Origin of the sequence: Paraburkholderia sp. UCT70 (assembly GCF_050434085.1) — a bacterium.
GTDB lineage: Bacteria > Pseudomonadota > Gammaproteobacteria > Burkholderiales > Burkholderiaceae > Paraburkholderia > Paraburkholderia tuberum.
The window spans coordinates 2222997-2238612 of the sequence record NZ_JBNPVZ010000004.1 but is presented as its reverse complement, the minus strand read 5'-3'; the positions used below and the strand labels follow the sequence as shown (position 1 = coordinate 2238612).

The following is a 15616-nucleotide window of genomic DNA, read 5'->3' as shown; positions in this document are numbered from 1 at the left end:
ATCCGCCTTTACCGCGCGCCAAGCTGCGCTGAATCGACATGAAAGCTCTTCTCCATGCATGTGCCGCCGCTGCCGCGGCTGGTGTGCTCTGTGCCACCGTCTCCGTCGCTTACGCGCAAAATTCGCCTGGCGTGCCGGGTGGCATCCTGACCGACGAATTCCGCATTAACGAGCATCCGCAGATGCCATTCGCCGCGTCCGCCCCGTCGGACAAGTATCAGCACGGCCAACGTTCGCAGGCGCGCAAGCGCGGCGACATCGGCGATCCGAATGGCTGCAATCTGCAGTGCCCGAAAGACGAATAAGAATTGGCTCGGGCTTCGCTCGAGCTTCGAGGTTTGACGCAACGCCGGCCCTTGGGTCGGCGTTGTGCTTTGTGGCGGGGGCGATGGCGCCCCAGTTGCCGGCCGGAGTGGCTTCTTATGGCCTGGCGATGTGCCAGATTTCCTTGAAGCCGTCCCCCTTTGCATCGCCCGCCTGCTTGTCGGCCGCGTAGTGATACAGCGGATGACCCTTGTACGTCCATTGTTGCTTACCGTCTGCGCTCGGGATCGGCGTCCGGTCGCCCGACGGCTTGTCGGTCGGCGCCGCCGTGGCCGCCGGCCAGTTGCTCATGCAGCCGCCGGTGCAGGCGCTGACGCCGGGCGTGGTGTCCTTGTCGAACGTGTAGAGCGTCATGCCGTCAGCGGTGACGAAGCGGCCGTCGGACAGTTTGGGCGGATCGGCGAAGGCGCCGGCGTGTAGCACGGCGAGTGCGAGCGGGGCCAGCAGAGCGATGGTCTTGCGCATGACGCAGGCTCCTGTTTTGGCGACGTGGTTGACGAGTGACGACTCGCTTCGAGCTACGGGTATAGGCAGCGGCCGCGGATTTACCGGGGCGTGTTGTGCGTCCCCGCTGAGTGAAGGGGAGACGTGTGGCCGGCCCGTAAAGCGTCGCGGACGGTGCCGAAAATAAAAAACCCCGGCAGCGTTACGCTACCGGGGTTTTTCGGGCCTGTTCATCGCGAACGTTCCAGGTATTTGGTGGCCGGTGGGTCTGCGGATTGACGACGTGCGCCAGGCAGCGGCCGATCGGCACGCCGCAGATGAGCAGCGCCCGGACCGCAGCGCGGCCCTCAGAGGTTGGCCCGAATCTCGGTCGTGCCATGATGCACTCCGCAAAAGGTGTTCCGGCGCGGGTCGTATTTCCAGTGAAACCCGACCCCCATGGAAGGTTGGAAAAACCTCGTCTGCGCTCACAGGGGCCGTCAAGATTGGGGGGTTTTTACGTACGTTAAGCTGCGGAGCGCGATTCGATCGGCGCTCCAGCCTGGCTCGGTAGTGTAGTTGCGAATGCCTGCTAGCGGCCCCGATCCGGCCACTGCATACAGCGCCACTTCAATGGCAGCTTCCAAGGGTGCAACGGTCACCCGAGCCTTCGTGTCAGCCGACGTGCTGCCATGCGGCGGGCGATATGCCGGCGTTCAATGTCCGTCACGAAGCGATACGCGGCACCACTGATAGACGAGCACCCCCTTGCCGATCCCTGCCGGATACGGAACACAAGAGGCGGGATCCAGCGCGAAACCGTTGCGCTCAAACATCGGAATCGCCGACTCACGATCCGCGCGGTTCTCCGCGGCAGTATCCCTCATGTCGTCGGCACGCAGGCCCAGTTTGCACTGTCTGGTACCGCTCGCAGCAGGCACCACCGAGGCGTGCAGATGTAGCCGCGTGATCGTCCAGCGCATGGCATCGCAACCCCGTTGAGTGCGCGTCAGCCCGGCGCCATCCACGAGTCCGTTCATGGCCGTGATGTTGTCGATCCGCCAGTTGTATTCGCCGTCGATAATCGCAAAGGCTGGTCCGCTACGTTCCCGGACGATTTCCCGCAGGCGGTCGTCGAACGCCGGCGTCCGGGGAAAACTGCTCTCCAGCTGCATGAATGCGACCTTTTCAGGAAACAGCGTCGCCAGCCATGGCCATGCCCGGTATCGGGTCGTTGCAATAATGACGCTCGTGCGTTCCGGCTGAGCAATGGCCGGAACCTCTGCATGATAGAGCGGGTCGGCCCACCCTTCGTGACCCCATGTGCGGGCGCCGCCGGTCACCACGACCGCAGTCGCGATCACAATCAGCGAGCCAGCGGCACGCCGCGCTGGACGGTACGGCAACAACTGATGCAGCAACATCCAGATGACAAACGGCGTAAGCACCTCGACCGCGACGATATAGCGGTAGATGCTGAACATCTTCATCCACATGACATAGCCGATTGCCACGAACAGCACGACGAAGCGCGCGCGCGGATCGAGCGCCCCGGTCTTGCGGCGCATCGTCATCCGGATAGCGCTGGTCGCGAGCCACAGCCAGAAGAGAACATAGGCGATCGGCCAGATGATCTGACGGATCGGCGTCTCGCCGACGCGCTGCGAATTCGCCGTAAAGATGAACGGCCAGAACGCGGTGTCGAACCAGCCGTGCGGCCGCCATCGTGCATCCCCAGCTGCGTCGGTCCGGGCAAGCGGATTCGGAAAGTACATGCCGAACTGTGGATACAACGGATTACCGAATGTCTTCCACATGTGGAACAGCCAGTAGCCACCTGTCGTGGCAAGGCCCAGCAGCACGCCGATGCCGAACAACACGCTCAGGCGCAACCTGACAACGGCGCGGTCGGGATAACTCAGCAGCGCTGCGCACAGCGCGACCGCGTAGACGGAATTGGTCAGCTTCAGACCGGCGCCGAGGCCCATGACAAAGCCACTGGCGATGGTAACGATCACTGCGCGGCCTGCCCAAAGGCCCAGCCGTTCCCAACCGGAAAGAAGCATGAGCAGACTCGCCAGAGTGAACAACGCGGTCGTGTCGTCACCCATCGAATTCCCAAGCCCGGACAGAAAGTTTCCGGTCAGGCAACCGGCCAGCGCGAGAAGCAGCGGAACGCGATAACGATCACCTTCAGGCAGCACCGGGAGCGCCTTTTGCACGATGGCCAGAATGAAAACGAAACTCAGACCATGCAGCGCGCCCATCGCGAAACCGACCACCCGCGACGGCAGATGCGTGTTAGCCAGGTAGAAGAGCAGATCGAGCAGCGGGTTGAAGTAGGACTGGATACCCGGCGGCGCGAGATCGGTCTGCAGCTTGCCGTGCAGCCACGCGAACGGGTTGTACATGTGGTAGTTGTACAGGTCGAAGTTCGAGTCGGCCCCGAGCCAGAGCGAGTACAGACCGAAGCATAGCGGCACGAGTATGCGAGCCATGGCCAGCGCGCGCGGCGTGTTCAGGTTGATCCCGCGCGCTCGCGAATGCGGCGACGTCGAAGGAGAAACAGGTTCAGTGCTCGACATGATTATCGTTGTGATCGGTGACGAAACACCCACCATCTCGCGGACGCGAAATTCACGACCAGGCCCGCTAGCGAACCCAGCGCGACGCCGCAAAAAGGCAGGAAAATACTGCGGGGCAGTGTCAGCACCGCCGCGCTGTAAACCGCGTAGTTGACGCCTCCGCCGGCGGACATGGCGGCGAGATACCGCCACCATTCATGCCACGCTGAGCCCGCGCGGCGGTCAGGAAACGTGAAACGCCGGTTGACCTGCCAGGTAACCCAGACGGCCATCAGGAACGACACCGCGCGCCCCGCGAAGTACCCTAGCCCCAGCCGCAGCGCGATCCACAATACGCCGGCGTCGACGACAAAGCCGGCCACGCCGGCGACAGCGAAACGCAAGACCTGGGCGCGCACGTCAGCGTTGCTCCGCTGAAGGGCGCGGCGCAGCCAGTGACAGGTAAGCGAAGCGTTTCATTTCGGCACGTCCACGCGTCACGGTGTCCAGCACGATCCCGCATGTGAGCAGGATTGCACCAAACAACATAATCGCAGCGCATAACAACGCCGTAGGCAGCCGCGGCACAAGCCCGGTGCGCAGGTAATCATCGAACACCGGGATGGCCAGCAACAGGGACAGGAGCGTGCAGGCAAAAAAACCGGCTGAAAAAAACAGCAATGGCCTCTCCGCCTTGAAGAGCCTCACGATCATCAGCAGGATCCGCAGGCCATCGGCCCACGTATTCAGCTTGCTTGCCGAGCCTTCCGGCCGGGCGCCGTATGCGGTGGCCAGCTCGGCCACGGGCATACGCAACTCCAGCGCATGCACGGTAAGCTCCGTTTCGGTTTCAAAGCCCGCCGCATGGGCAGGGAACGACTTCACGAAGCGGCGCGAAAACGCCCGGTAGCCGGACAGCATGTCAGTGAACGTCCGGCCAAACAGCGTTGCCACGCATCGCGTGAGCATCCGGTTGCCGAACCGGTGGCCGCGCCGGTATGCCTCACGCTCGTCTGAAACGCGCGTGCCGACAACCATGTCCAGCCCGCCGGCGAGGAGCGTCTGTACAAGTTGCGGCGCCGCCTTTGCGTCGTACGTGCCGTCGCCGTCGACCAGCACGTAGACGTCCGCCTCAATGTCGGCGAACATGCGGCGGATCACGTTGCCTTTGCCCTGGTCAGATACCGTGCGAACGAGCGCGCCAGCTTCGCGGGCAACAGCAGCGGTGCCGTCGGACGAGTTGTTGTCGAACACGTATATCGCTGATTCCGGCAACGCCCGCTGGAAATCGCGCACGACGGCAGTGATCGTCGCAGCCTCGTTATGGCAGGGCACCAGCACTGCAATGCGTTGATCGGCAGACGCCTGCCCGACTGAGCGCAAAACCCCTTCCGATTGTTTCGACGGTGCGCTGGATGACCGGCCCATGTTTTTCCCTGTTCATTGTTGGCGCGATTATAGGGCAGTCGCATGGGCCTGCAGCTCCTGCACAACGAAGGCAGCGCCAGTCCGGTTGTAAACGTACGGCGTGCCCGCAAACAGAGCGAGCGCTGTCGCCCATTTGCGCCCGCGTAGGTCGCCGGATTCGTGGGCGCGCGGCGACGGCGGGCCTCGGCCAGGGTTATCGTTGGATACTTGCCCAGCGCGAGCCGTTTCTTGCGGCCCTCAAACCGGTGCTTCATGCGCCAGAGGCGGCTACCGGTCGGCGACACCTCGATGTACAGGCCGCCGCCGTCGAACAGACGGTACGGTTTGACGCGGGGCGTCGTGTTGCGAATGACGATATCGGTCAGGGGCATGATGCGAGGGGCACGGGCGGCTGGCGCAGTGGCGGTGCTCCGTAAAATGCCCCTCGATGCTACTGGGTGTCAATGGGGGGCGTTGGAGGTTGCTGGCAAGAAAAAACCCGCCAAGCCTAGGCTCTAGCGGGTTTTTTGGCGGCGTTGGGCACCGCTGGAACAAATAATGGTGGAGGCGGCGGGAATCGAACCCGCGTCCAGAAGTCCTCTACGACCAGTTCTACATGTTTAGTTCTGTCTTTTGATTTAACCGCAGCGACGCGGACGAACACGCTGCGCTACGGCGATTCACTAAATTTTCGACCCGGACGTCGTGACGCCGCCAAGGCTTAACTGACGTATATGACCTCTGTCGGTATTGCTACCGGTCTTGCGACACTAGCCCGTCAGTGAACTAGGCAGAGGACGGCGGCCCTTAGGCTGCCAGTGCGAACGTATCGTCGTTTGCAGTTACGTTTTTCCCATTGATTAACGAGGTGACGGGTCCTCGACATGCCCTAGCCGCTTCGCAACCCCTGTCGAAACCAGGTCGCCCCCGCGGTTCGTTGCTCACATATGTGAGCCAAAGGAGATTTTACAATAGATCGAGAGCCGCGTCGTGCGTCTTTGGTGGCTGCTGAATGGTGCAACATGGTTAACAAGAGTGCGGGACGGGCCCTTCAGGCGATCTGCCTGACTTTGTCAGCCGATGTCGCGCAGCAGGGTTTGCAACTCGGCCGTCGATTCTACGACGTGTTGCGCGTGCCACCGTGTCGGCGGAATGTCGTTGCCGCAATAGCCGTACGCCGCGGCGACGGTCTTCATGCCGGCGGCAAAACCGGCCTGCACGTCGCGCAGATCGTCGCCGATATAGACAACGCGCTCCGGCGCGATGTCCAGCTCACGCGCCGCGTGCAGCAACGGCGCGGGGTGCGGCTTCGAATGCGGGGTCGTGTCGCCGCTCACCACGCAGCCGGCGCGCTCCTCTAGCCCGAGTTGCGCGACGAGCGGCTCGGTAAGCCGCGCGACCTTATTCGTGACAATGCCCCAGCGCACGTCGCGCGCGTCGAGTTCGTCGAGCACTTCCGCGATACCCGGAAAGAGCGTCGTCTCGATGCACAGATCTGCTTCGTAGTTCGCGAGAAACTCCTCGCGCATCGATGCGAATTCGTGATGATCGGGCCCGATGCCGAACGCCCCGCAGATCAGTCCGCGCGCTCCGGCTGAAGCCAGCGGGCGCAGCTTCTCGAGCGGCACCATCTCGAGCCCCCGGTCGTGGCGCATCTTGTTGACGGCGGCCGCGAGGTCGGGCGCCGTGTCGGCAAGCGTGCCGTCGAGGTCGAAAAGCACGGCGAGGCAAAAGCCGAGCGTGTCGTCGTTGTCTTCGCGTTGCGGCAGGGGAGTCGGGTCGCTCATTGTTCGTTTCGGATACGGCGGATCGGGGCGGTTCGGGTAATTCAGGCGTCGCGGCGACAGGCGAGCATATAGTTGACGCTCGTGTCGGACGACAGCGCGAAATGTTTGCTGAGCGGGTTGTACACGATGCCCTTGATGTCCGCCGTGCGCAACTGGGCGGCGCGCACGAAGCCGGCGAGCTCCGACGGGCGGATGAAGCGCGCGTAGTCGTGCGTGCCCATCGGCAGCATTCGCGCGATGTATTCGGCGCCGATCACCGCGAACAGATACGACTTGACATTGCGGTTCAGCGTGGAGAAAAACACCCAGCCGCCCGGCTTCACGAGATTCTTGCAGGCCTCGACGATCGCGTCCGGCCTGGGCACGTGCTCGAGCATTTCCATGCAGGTGACCACGTCATAGGTGCCCGGTTCGCGTGCGGCCAGCGCCTCAGCCGCGATTTCTTCGTAATCGACGGTTACACCGCTTTCGAGACCGTGAAGATCGGCGACACCGAGTGCCTGCGTCGACAGATCGATGCCCTTCACATGAGCGCCCAAACCTGCCATCGATTCCGACAGGATGCCGCCGCCGCAGCCGATATCGAGCACCATTTTGCCGGCGAGATGGGCGTGGGCGTCGATCCAGCTTAGACGAATCGGATTCAGTTCGTGCAGCGGCTTGAATTCCGCGTTCGGGTCCCACCAACGATGCGCGAGGTCGCTGAATTTCTGTAGTTCGTGGGGATCGGCGTTGGTCATGAAGGCTGCCTCGATGAAAGCGGTGAGCGGACGCTCGAGGATAAACCGTCAGTATATAGGGCGAGAGAAAGAGCGGCAAAAGCGCGTCGGGCAGCGGGCGCTGATGCAAGCTGCGAGCCGCTGGTGGCGGAACGGGACGCTCCTGCGTCGCGCATCACGTCAGGTCGCGGCACCCGCACATAAAAAAAGCCCCGCCGAAGCGGGGCTTTCGATACTGCGGTAATTTTCCAGCTTACTGCTTCGGCGTACCGACAACTTCGACTTCCACGCGGCGGTCCGGTGCGAGGCAGGCGATGAGTTGCTTGCGGTTCTTCTGGTTGCAACCGGTGGTAACCGGGTTGCGCGGACCCTTGCCTTCCGTGTAGATACGGTTGGCTTCGACGCCCTTGCTGACCAGGAAGGCCTTCACAGCTTGAGCACGACGCAGCGACAGACGGTCGTTGTAGGCGACGGAACCGATACGGTCGGTGTGGCCCGTAGCAACGACGACTTCGAGGTTGATGCCCTGGATCTTCGATGCCAGTTCGCTCAGACGTTCCTTGCCGGCCGGCTTCAGGATTGCCTTGTCGAAGTCGAACAGCGCATCAGCTTGATACGTAATCTTTTCGCTGGAGATAGCCGGAGCCGGAGCGACCGGTGCCGGCGGGGTCGGAGCCTGAGCAACCAGAGCGCCGTCGCACTTGGCGTTAGCCGTTGCGGGCGTCCAGAATGCATCGCGCCAGCAAAGCTCGTTCGTGCCGTTCATCCACACGTATTCGCCAGTACCATTCACCCAGTTGTCGTTGGTAGCTTGTCGCGATGCCGGCACCGACTGCGCCATGGCGGATGCAGCCATAACTGCGGTAGCTGCAATGAACGCGAGCTTTGAAAGTTTATTCATATTTCTCCTCTCGAAATTGAGATTACCGCAGGTTTACTGCGAGCCTGTTGACGAAGACCAGTCATACATTGCTCGAAGTATAACATTGGTGAGGAACAAAAACCGTCTGTGTAGACTTCGAGCAGCGTCTCGACTCTTTGTGCGTTGGCATTTTGCCATATCGTTCCCTTCCGACGAAAAAAAAATCCGTCCCCGATCAAATCCCCCTCCAATTGTGGTGCATGCGCAACAGGTGTTTTCGTCTGAGCGGTCCGCCGGCTCTGGCTGAGCGGCGAATCGGTCCCCTGCAGGAATCGAGCCTGAGGAGACCGAAATTGTGCGATCGGCGAAGTGTTGGCGGGTGCCCCTCTATATGTATACGTACCTTCGTCGGGCGTGGATTCGTGGCATGTTAGAATCGTGTGATGCGTTGCGCCTGCAATGCTTACGCGAAGAAGCGGCGAAACCCCGCCTTCGCACGTAAAAGATACGGATAATGGATCAATTCGCCAAAGAGACTCTGCCAATCTCCCTTGAGGAGGAAATGCGCCGTTCGTATCTCGATTACGCGATGAGCGTGATCGTAGGGCGAGCGCTTCCCGATGTCCGCGATGGCCTGAAGCCGGTGCACCGGCGCGTGCTGTACGCGATGCACGAGCTGAACAACGACTGGAACCGCGCCTACAAGAAGTCGGCGCGTATCGTCGGCGACGTCATCGGTAAATACCATCCGCACGGCGACACCGCTGTCTACGACACGATCGTACGGATGGCGCAGGACTTCTCGCTGCGCTACATGCTCGTCGACGGCCAGGGGAACTTCGGTTCCGTCGACGGCGACAACGCCGCGGCGATGCGTTACACCGAAATCCGCATGGCGAAGATCGGCCACGAACTGCTGGCCGACATCGACAAGGAAACGGTCGACTTCGTGCCGAACTACGACGGCAGCGAGAACGAGCCGGCCATCCTGCCCGCGCGCATCCCTAATCTGCTGATCAATGGCTCGTCCGGCATCGCGGTCGGCATGGCGACCAATATCCCGCCGCACAACCTCAATGAAGTCGTCGACGCGTGTCAGCATCTGCTGAAAAATCCGGAAGCGACGATCGACGAGCTGATCGAGATCATCCCCGCGCCCGACTTCCCGACCGCCGGCATCATCTACGGCGTGGCCGGCGTGCGCGACGGCTATCGCACCGGTCGCGGCCGCGTCGTGATGCGCGCGCTGACGCACTTCGAGGAAATCGACCGTGGCCAGCGCATGGCGATCATTGTCGACGAACTGCCATATCAGGTGAACAAGCGCTCGCTGCTCGAGCGCATCGCCGAGCTCGTCAACGAGAAGAAGCTCGAAGGCATTTCCGACATCCGCGACGAATCCGACAAGAGCGGCATGCGTGTCGTGATCGAGCTGAAGCGCGGCGAAGTGCCCGAGGTCGTGCTGAACAATCTGTACAAGGCGACCCAGCTTCAGGACACGTTCGGTATGAACATGGTCGCGCTCGTCGACGGCCAGCCGAAGCTCCTGAATCTGAAGGAAATGCTGAGGTGCTTCCTGTCGCATCGCCGGGAAGTGCTGACGCGGCGCACCGTCTATGAACTGCGCAAGGCGCGCGAACGTGGTCACGTGCTCGAAGGTCTCGCGGTTGCGCTCGCGAACATCGACGAATTCATCGCGCTCATCAAGGCCGCGCCGACACCGCCTATCGCCAAGCAGGAGCTGATGTCGCGCGCGTGGGATTCGTCGCTCGTGCGCGAAATGCTGTCGCGCGCCGAGTCGGAAAACGCGTCGGCGGGCGGTCGCGAAGCTTATCGTCCGGAGGGACTGAACCCGTCGTTCGGCATGCAGACCGACGGCCTCTACCGTCTGTCCGATACGCAGGCGCAGGAAATCCTGCAGATGCGCCTGCAGCGACTGACCGGTCTCGAGCAAGACAAGATCATCGGCGAGTACCGTGACGTGATGGCGCAGATCGCTGACCTGCTGGACATTCTGGCTCGCCCGGAACGCATTTCGGCGATCATCGTCGACGAACTCACGTCCATCAAGGCCGAATTCGGCGATGCGCGTCGCTCGAAGATCGAGTTGAACGCGACCGAGCTGAACACCGAAGACCTGATCACGCCGCAGGAAATGGTTGTGACGATGTCGCACGCGGGCTACGTGAAATCGCAACCGTTGTCCGAATATCGAGCCCAGAAGCGCGGTGGTCGTGGCAAGCAGGCCACTTCCATGAAGGAAGACGACTGGATCGACACGCTGTTCATTGCCAATACGCACGACCACATCCTGTGCTTCTCGAACCGCGGCCGTGTGTACTGGGTCAAGGTCTACGAAGTGCCGCAGGGTTCGCGCAATTCGCGCGGCCGGCCGATTGTCAATATGTTCCCGCTGCAAGAAGGCGAAAAGATCACGGTCGTGCTGCCGGTCAAGGAGTTCTCGGCCGACAAGTTCGTGTTCATGGCGACCGCGTTGGGAACGGTAAAAAAGACGCCGCTGGAAGCATTTAGCCGGCCGCTGCGCAAGGGTATTATTGCGGTCGGTCTCGATGAGGGCGATTACCTGATCGGCGCCGCGATCACCGACGGCCAGCACGACGTGATGCTGTTCTCGGATTCGGGCAAGGCAGTGCGCTTCGACGAAAACGACGTGCGTCCGATGGGCCGCGAGGCGCGCGGCGTGCGCGGCATGCAACTCGAGGACGGCCAGAACGTGATCGCGTTGCTGGTGGCCGGCGACGAGCAGCAGTCGGTGCTCACTGCAACCGAGAATGGCTACGGCAAGCGCACCCCAATCACCGAGTACACGCGTCACGGCCGCGGCACGAAGGGCATGATCGCAATCCAGACGTCGGAGCGTAACGGCAAGGTCGTTGCCGCGACGCTAGTGGACCCGGAAGCGCAGATCATGCTGATTACCACGACGGGCGTGCTGATTCGCACGCGCGTGTCGGAAATTCGCGAAATGGGACGCGCAACGCAAGGTGTTACACTCATCAGCCTTGACGAAGGGACCAAGCTGTCCGGTCTGCAACAGGTAGCTGAGGCCGAGGGCGAGTCGGAAAGCGATTCCGACGGCTCCGCTGAAGGTGATAACGGCGGTGAGGGCGGCGGCGCGTCTTGATCCGTGCCAGCGGCTTTCAGTCTCAGTTAATACGTTGAAGCTACGCTGCGGGTCACCGCGTATCGGGCCGGTACGCCTTCCCGTGTGGCGTGCAGTTCAAGTTAATTTCTCTTAGGGAGTAATGATGCAAAAACGATTCAAACAACTGATGTTGCTGGCTGCCATCGTGCCGACCTTCGCCATGGCTCAAGCGCTGCAGAACCAGGCGCCTGCGGCTCCGGCTGCCGCAGCAGCACCGGTTGATCCGGCCAAGCAAGCTGCCATCAAGGAGCTGCTCGACGCCATCGATGCGCAGAAGCTGGTTGGCGCAATCGGCAACAGCGCGCAGATGCAGGCCAAGCAGCTCGTTCCGGCAATCCTGTCGGACGCGCTGACCGAGAACAAGACGATGACGGACAAGCAGAAGCAGGCCGCCGTGCCGACGCTGCAAAAGAACGCGGTGCCGAAGCTGGTGGACAGCGCGGGCCAGGTGTTCGCGACCGACTCTTTCCGTCAGGACGCGATGCAATCTCAGTACGACGCGTACGCGAAGTACTACAGCACGTCGGAAATCAAGGATCTGACCACGTTCTACAAGAGCCCGACCGGTCGCAAGTTCATCCAGGTGCAAGACCAGGTTGGCCGCGACGTCGTGAACGGTCTGATGCAGAAGTACATGCCGGAATCGATCAAGGCAACGCGTGACCAGGCCGACAAGGAAGTCGCATCGGTCAAGCCGGCTGCCAAGTAAATTCCGCTCGCAGGCTGCGCTGATCAGCCGGCCTGTCGTCGCGCCCGCTGGGCCACCCGGCGTGGCGGGTTGGCGGCGACAATGCGATAATGGTCGTTTGCGCACTGGCGCAGACGGCCATTTTCTTTTTCGGCGAGCCATTTCGCAGTTCTTTTCGCCGATTCCCGCGCGACTTCGTTATTTCGCGCCCGCTTCCAGGACCTCACATGCGCGTCTTTAATTTCTCCGCCGGCCCGGCGGCCATGCCTGAAGAAGTGCTGCGCCAGGCAGCCGACGAGATGCTGAATTGGCAAGGCAGTGGTATGAGCGTGATGGAAATGAGCCATCGCGGCAAGGAATTCATGTTGATCCACGAGGAAGCGCTGACCGATCTGCGCGAGTTGCTGCAGGTGCCGGCAAGCCACCGCATCCTGTTTCTGCAGGGCGGCGGACTCGGCGAAAACGCGATCGTGCCGATGAACCTGCTCGGCTCGAAACCGCGCGCGGATTTCGTCATCACCGGCTCGTGGTCGGAGAAATCGTTCAAGGAAGCGCAGAAATACGGCAGCGTGCATCTCGCCGCGACCGGCAAGACAGCCGAGGGCTTCACCCGCGCGCCGGCGCGCTCGGAATGGCAGCTGTCGGACGATCCGGCTTACGTGCACCTGTGCACCAACGAGACCATTCACGGCGTCGAAACCTTCGAGATTCCCGACCTAGGCGATATTCCGCTCGTCGCGGACGCATCGTCGCATATCCTGTCGCGCCCGATGGACATCGCCAAATACGGCGTGCTATTCGGCGGTGCGCAGAAGAACATCGGCATGGCCGGCGTGACGGTCGTGATCGTGCGTGAGGACATGCTCGATCGCGCGATGCCGATCTGCCCGTCGGCGTTCGAATGGAAGACCGTCGCCGAGAACAATTCGATGTACAACACTCCGCCCACCTACGCGATCTATATCGCCGGGCTCGTGTTCAAGTGGTTGAAGAAGCAGGGCGGCCTCCTGGCGATGGAGGCACGCAACCTCGAAAAATCGAAGCTGCTGTACGACACGATCGACTCGAGCAGCTTCTATCTGAACAAGGTCGAGCGTGGCTCGCGCTCCCGGATGAACGTACCGTTCTTTCTCGTCGACGAGTCGCGCAACGAAGATTTCCTGTCCGGCGCGAAAACGCGGGGATTGGTGCAGCTAAAGGGCCACAAGTCCGTCGGCGGCATGCGGGCGTCGATTTATAACGCCGTCCCGCTCGAAGGCGTCAAAGCGCTTGTCGAATACATGAAGGAATTCGAACAGCGCAGTGCCTGAGTCACACTGACCGGCAGGCGTGCGCATCTTTTCCAGCAGTTACCCGGCAAAGCCGTTTTACGCATGGACGACGAACTCAATACACGACTCAAACCTCTGCGCGATCGCATCGACGCGCTCGACGCGCAGCTGATCGCGCTCCTGAACCAGCGCGCGTCGGTCGCGCTCGAAGTCGGGGAGGTCAAGAAGCATTTCAACGCACCGGTGTTCCGACCCGAGCGCGAGATGCAGGTGATCGCGCGCCTGCAGGAGATGAGCGCGGGGCCGCTTGCGGACGAACACATCAGCGCGATCTGGCGCGAGATCATGGCTGCAAGCCGCGCGCTCGAAAAGACCATCAAGGCCGCGTACCTCGGGCCCGTCGGCACCTATAGCGAACAGGCGATGCATGAGTACTTCGGTCAGTCGATCGAAGGGCTGCCGTGCCCGTCGATCGATGAAGTGTTCCGCTCGGTCGAGGCGGGCGCCGCCGACTACGGCGTCGTGCCGGTCGAGAATTCGACCGAAGGCGCGGTGTCGCGCACGCTGGATCTGCTGCTGCAAACGCAGCTGACCATCGGCGGCGAACTCGCATTGCCGATTCATCACAACCTGCTCACGCAAAACGGGCTCGCCGGCGTCACGCGCGTGTGCGCGCACGCCCAGGCGCTCGCGCAGTGCCAGCGCTGGCTGTCGACCAACGCGCCGCATCTCGAGCGCCAGGCGGTGTCGAGCAACGCGGAAGCTGCACGGATGGCAGCCGAAGATCCGACGGTTGCGGCCATCGCCGGCGACCGCGCCGCGATCCACTACGGCCTGCAGGTCACCAACGCGCTGATCCAGGACGATCCGCACAACCGCACACGCTTCGTGATGATCGGCAAGCAGCCGACCGGTCCGAGCGGCTACGACCAGACCTCGCTGATTGTGTCGGTCGTGAACGAACCGGGTGCGATGGTCAAGCTGCTCGAGCCGCTGGCGCGCCACGGCGTGTCGATGACGCGTTTCGAATCGCGCCCGGCGCGCGTCGGCACTTGGGAGTACTACTTCTATATCGACGTCGAAGGCCATCGCGACGACCCGGCCGTGGCCGCCGCGCTCGCCGGGCTCGGCGAGAAGGCCGCGTTCCTGAAGATACTCGGCTCGTATCCGCGCGCCCGGTAAGGGCTGGCAGCGCAGTCCGGGCGGCGCCAAGTGCGCTGCCCGAACGCATATTTCACTATCCATCGTCGTTCGGAGATTTTCATGACAGCGTCTTTCGGCCCTTCCTATGTGCGTGCGATCGCGCCGTACATCGCCGGCAAGCCGATTTCGGAAGTGGCCCGCGAGTTTGGTCTCGACGAGGCGAGCATCGTGAAGCTGGCATCGAACGAGAATCCGCTCGGCATGCCGGAATCCGCGCAGCGCGCGATGGCGCAGGCGATCGCCGACCTCGGCCGCTATCCGGACTCGAACGGTTTCGAACTGAAGGCGGCACTCGCCGCGCGCTACGGCGTGCCGGCCGAGTGGATCACGCTCGGCAACGGCAGCAATGACATCCTCGAACTCGCCGCGCACGCGTTCGTCGAGAAGGGCCAGGCGGTAGTGTTCTCGGAGTATTCGTTCGCGGTCTATGCGCTCGCAACGCAAGGCGTCGGCGCGCGCGCGATCGTCGTGCCGGCCGTGCACTATGGTCACGACCTCGACGCGATGCTTGCCGCGATCGACGACGACACGCGTCTCGTGTTCGTCGCCAATCCCAACAATCCGACCGGTACGTTCGTCGACGGTCCGACGCTCAAGGCGTTTCTCGGCAAAGTGCCGCGCCATGTGGTCGTCGTGCTCGACGAGGCATACACCGAGTATCTGTCGGCGGACAAGCGCTATGACTCGATCGACTGGGTGCGCCGCTATCCGAACCTGCTGGTGTCGCGCACTTTCTCGAAGGCGTTCGGCCTGGCGGGCCTGCGTATCGGCTTCGCGATCGCGCAGCCCGGATTGACCGATCTGCTGAATCGACTGCGTCAGCCGTTTAACGTCAATACGCTCGCGCAGGCCGCGGCGATTGCGGCACTGAACGATAGCGCGTTTCTGGAAAAGAGCGCGGCGCTGAACGCGCAGGGCTATAAGCTTCTGACCGAGGCGTTCGACAGGCTCGGTCTCGAATACGTGCCGTCCGAAGGTAACTTCGTGCTCGTGCGCGTCGGCGGTGACGACGAAGCCGGCGCCCGGGTGAATGTCGCGCTGCTGAAACAGGCTGTGATCGTGCGACCGGTCGGCAACTACGGTTTGCCGCAGTGGCTACGCATCACGATCGGCCTGCCGGAGGAAAACGGAGCGTTCCTCGCGGCGCTCGAAAAGACGCTTGCCGAGCCTGCCGCTGCGTAAGCATTGCTCCTTGATCCCGC

At 62.2% G+C, this 15616-nt stretch carries 13 protein-coding genes, 1 other RNA gene and 1 pseudogene; 6 read left to right on the top strand and 9 right to left on the bottom strand.

The window, feature by feature from the left end; translation table 11 throughout:
- Positions 1 to 38: 38 nt before the first annotated feature.
- Positions 39 to 305, top strand: a complete 267-nt coding sequence (locus OKW41_RS35915; protein WP_429451175.1) for a hypothetical protein — start codon at positions 39 to 41, stop codon at positions 303 to 305.
- A 115-nt stretch (positions 306 to 420) separates the two neighbouring features.
- Here the strand turns inward: OKW41_RS35915 and OKW41_RS35910 are convergent, their stop codons facing one another.
- The 9 genes and pseudogenes from OKW41_RS35910 to ompA form a co-directional block, all read right to left on the bottom strand.
- A complete protein-coding gene (locus OKW41_RS35910; RefSeq protein ID WP_429451173.1) occupies positions 421 to 789 on the bottom strand; it encodes a COG4315 family predicted lipoprotein in 369 nt (122 codons plus the stop codon).
- 674 nt (positions 790 to 1463) lie between these two features.
- Positions 1464 to 3245, bottom strand: a complete 1782-nt coding sequence (locus OKW41_RS35905) for a hypothetical protein (protein WP_429576533.1) — start codon at positions 3243 to 3245, stop codon at positions 1464 to 1466.
- Positions 3246 to 3334: 89 nt separating this feature from the next.
- Complete coding sequence (locus tag OKW41_RS35900; protein ID WP_429454508.1) at positions 3335 to 3694, bottom strand: GtrA family protein; 360 nt, start codon at positions 3692 to 3694, stop codon at positions 3335 to 3337.
- A 37-nt stretch (positions 3695 to 3731) separates the two neighbouring features.
- Positions 3732 to 4739, bottom strand: a complete 1008-nt coding sequence (locus OKW41_RS35895) for a glycosyltransferase (protein ID WP_429575513.1) — start codon at positions 4737 to 4739, stop codon at positions 3732 to 3734.
- Between the two features lie 224 nt (positions 4740 to 4963).
- Positions 4964 to 5110 (bottom strand): annotated as a pseudogene (locus OKW41_RS35890) (Arm DNA-binding domain-containing protein); the annotation flags it as partial.
- Positions 5111 to 5277: 167 nt separating this feature from the next.
- Positions 5278 to 5647, bottom strand: a transfer-messenger RNA (tmRNA) gene (ssrA, locus tag OKW41_RS35885).
- Between the two features lie 144 nt (positions 5648 to 5791).
- Positions 5792 to 6505 carry an HAD family hydrolase gene (locus tag OKW41_RS35880; protein ID WP_429451171.1) on the bottom strand — a complete coding sequence of 238 codons (714 nt, stop codon included), beginning with the start codon at positions 6503 to 6505 and terminating at the stop codon, positions 5792 to 5794.
- 41 nt (positions 6506 to 6546) lie between these two features.
- Positions 6547 to 7245, bottom strand: coding sequence for a bifunctional 2-polyprenyl-6-hydroxyphenol methylase/3-demethylubiquinol 3-O-methyltransferase UbiG (gene ubiG, locus OKW41_RS35875; protein ID WP_429575512.1), 699 nt, complete (start codon positions 7243 to 7245; stop codon positions 6547 to 6549).
- Positions 7246 to 7477: 232 nt separating this feature from the next.
- A complete protein-coding gene (gene ompA, locus OKW41_RS35870) occupies positions 7478 to 8125 on the bottom strand; it encodes an outer membrane protein OmpA (RefSeq protein WP_026225971.1) in 648 nt (215 codons plus the stop codon).
- A gap of 475 nt (positions 8126 to 8600) precedes the next feature.
- Between ompA and gyrA the strand changes: the two genes are divergently transcribed.
- The 5 genes from gyrA to hisC all read left to right on the top strand — a co-directional run bounded on the left by gyrA (position 8601) and on the right by hisC (position 15596).
- Positions 8601 to 11231 carry a DNA gyrase subunit A gene (gene gyrA, locus OKW41_RS35865; RefSeq protein WP_429451167.1) on the top strand — a complete coding sequence of 877 codons (2631 nt, stop codon included), beginning with the start codon at positions 8601 to 8603 and terminating at the stop codon, positions 11229 to 11231.
- A gap of 124 nt (positions 11232 to 11355) precedes the next feature.
- The gene (locus tag OKW41_RS35860; protein ID WP_184027684.1) at positions 11356 to 11961 is read left to right on the top strand and encodes a DUF2059 domain-containing protein; all 606 of its coding nucleotides are present in this window, start codon (positions 11356 to 11358) and stop codon (positions 11959 to 11961) included.
- A 206-nt stretch (positions 11962 to 12167) separates the two neighbouring features.
- Positions 12168 to 13250, top strand: coding sequence for a 3-phosphoserine/phosphohydroxythreonine transaminase (gene serC, locus OKW41_RS35855; RefSeq protein WP_429451165.1), 1083 nt, complete (start codon positions 12168 to 12170; stop codon positions 13248 to 13250).
- A gap of 63 nt (positions 13251 to 13313) precedes the next feature.
- On the top strand, positions 13314 to 14393 hold the full coding sequence (gene pheA, locus OKW41_RS35850) for a prephenate dehydratase (protein ID WP_018421374.1): 1080 nt from the start codon (positions 13314 to 13316) through the stop codon (positions 14391 to 14393).
- A gap of 81 nt (positions 14394 to 14474) precedes the next feature.
- Positions 14475 to 15596: a histidinol-phosphate transaminase gene (gene hisC, locus OKW41_RS35845; RefSeq protein WP_429575511.1), complete on the top strand. Its 1122-nt coding sequence runs from the start codon at positions 14475 to 14477 to the stop codon at positions 15594 to 15596.
- Positions 15597 to 15616 lie beyond the last annotated feature (20 nt).

What these genes read in the sequence shown, in the direction of transcription:
- OKW41_RS35895 (WP_429575513.1), bottom strand. Translation starts at nt 4,739, where the DNA reads ATGGGCCGGTCATCCAGCGCACCGTCGAAACAATCGGAAGGGGTTTTG.
- serC (WP_429451165.1), top strand. Translation starts at nt 12,168, where the DNA reads ATGCGCGTCTTTAATTTCTCCGCCGGCCCGGCGGCCATGCCTGAAGAA.
- OKW41_RS35915 (WP_429451175.1), top strand. Translation starts at nt 39, where the DNA reads ATGAAAGCTCTTCTCCATGCATGTGCCGCCGCTGCCGCGGCTGGTGTG.
- OKW41_RS35860 (WP_184027684.1), top strand. Translation starts at nt 11,356, where the DNA reads ATGCAAAAACGATTCAAACAACTGATGTTGCTGGCTGCCATCGTGCCG.
- pheA (WP_018421374.1), top strand. Translation starts at nt 13,314, where the DNA reads ATGGACGACGAACTCAATACACGACTCAAACCTCTGCGCGATCGCATC.
- ubiG (WP_429575512.1), bottom strand. Translation starts at nt 7,245, where the DNA reads ATGACCAACGCCGATCCCCACGAACTACAGAAATTCAGCGACCTCGCG.
- ompA (WP_026225971.1), bottom strand. Translation starts at nt 8,125, where the DNA reads ATGAATAAACTTTCAAAGCTCGCGTTCATTGCAGCTACCGCAGTTATG.
- hisC (WP_429575511.1), top strand. Translation starts at nt 14,475, where the DNA reads ATGACAGCGTCTTTCGGCCCTTCCTATGTGCGTGCGATCGCGCCGTAC.
- OKW41_RS35880 (WP_429451171.1), bottom strand. Translation starts at nt 6,505, where the DNA reads ATGAGCGACCCGACTCCCCTGCCGCAACGCGAAGACAACGACGACACG.
- gyrA (WP_429451167.1), top strand. Translation starts at nt 8,601, where the DNA reads ATGGATCAATTCGCCAAAGAGACTCTGCCAATCTCCCTTGAGGAGGAA.
- OKW41_RS35910 (WP_429451173.1), bottom strand. Translation starts at nt 789, where the DNA reads ATGCGCAAGACCATCGCTCTGCTGGCCCCGCTCGCACTCGCCGTGCTA.
- OKW41_RS35905 (WP_429576533.1), bottom strand. Translation starts at nt 3,245, where the DNA reads ATGGCTCGCATACTCGTGCCGCTATGCTTCGGTCTGTACTCGCTCTGG.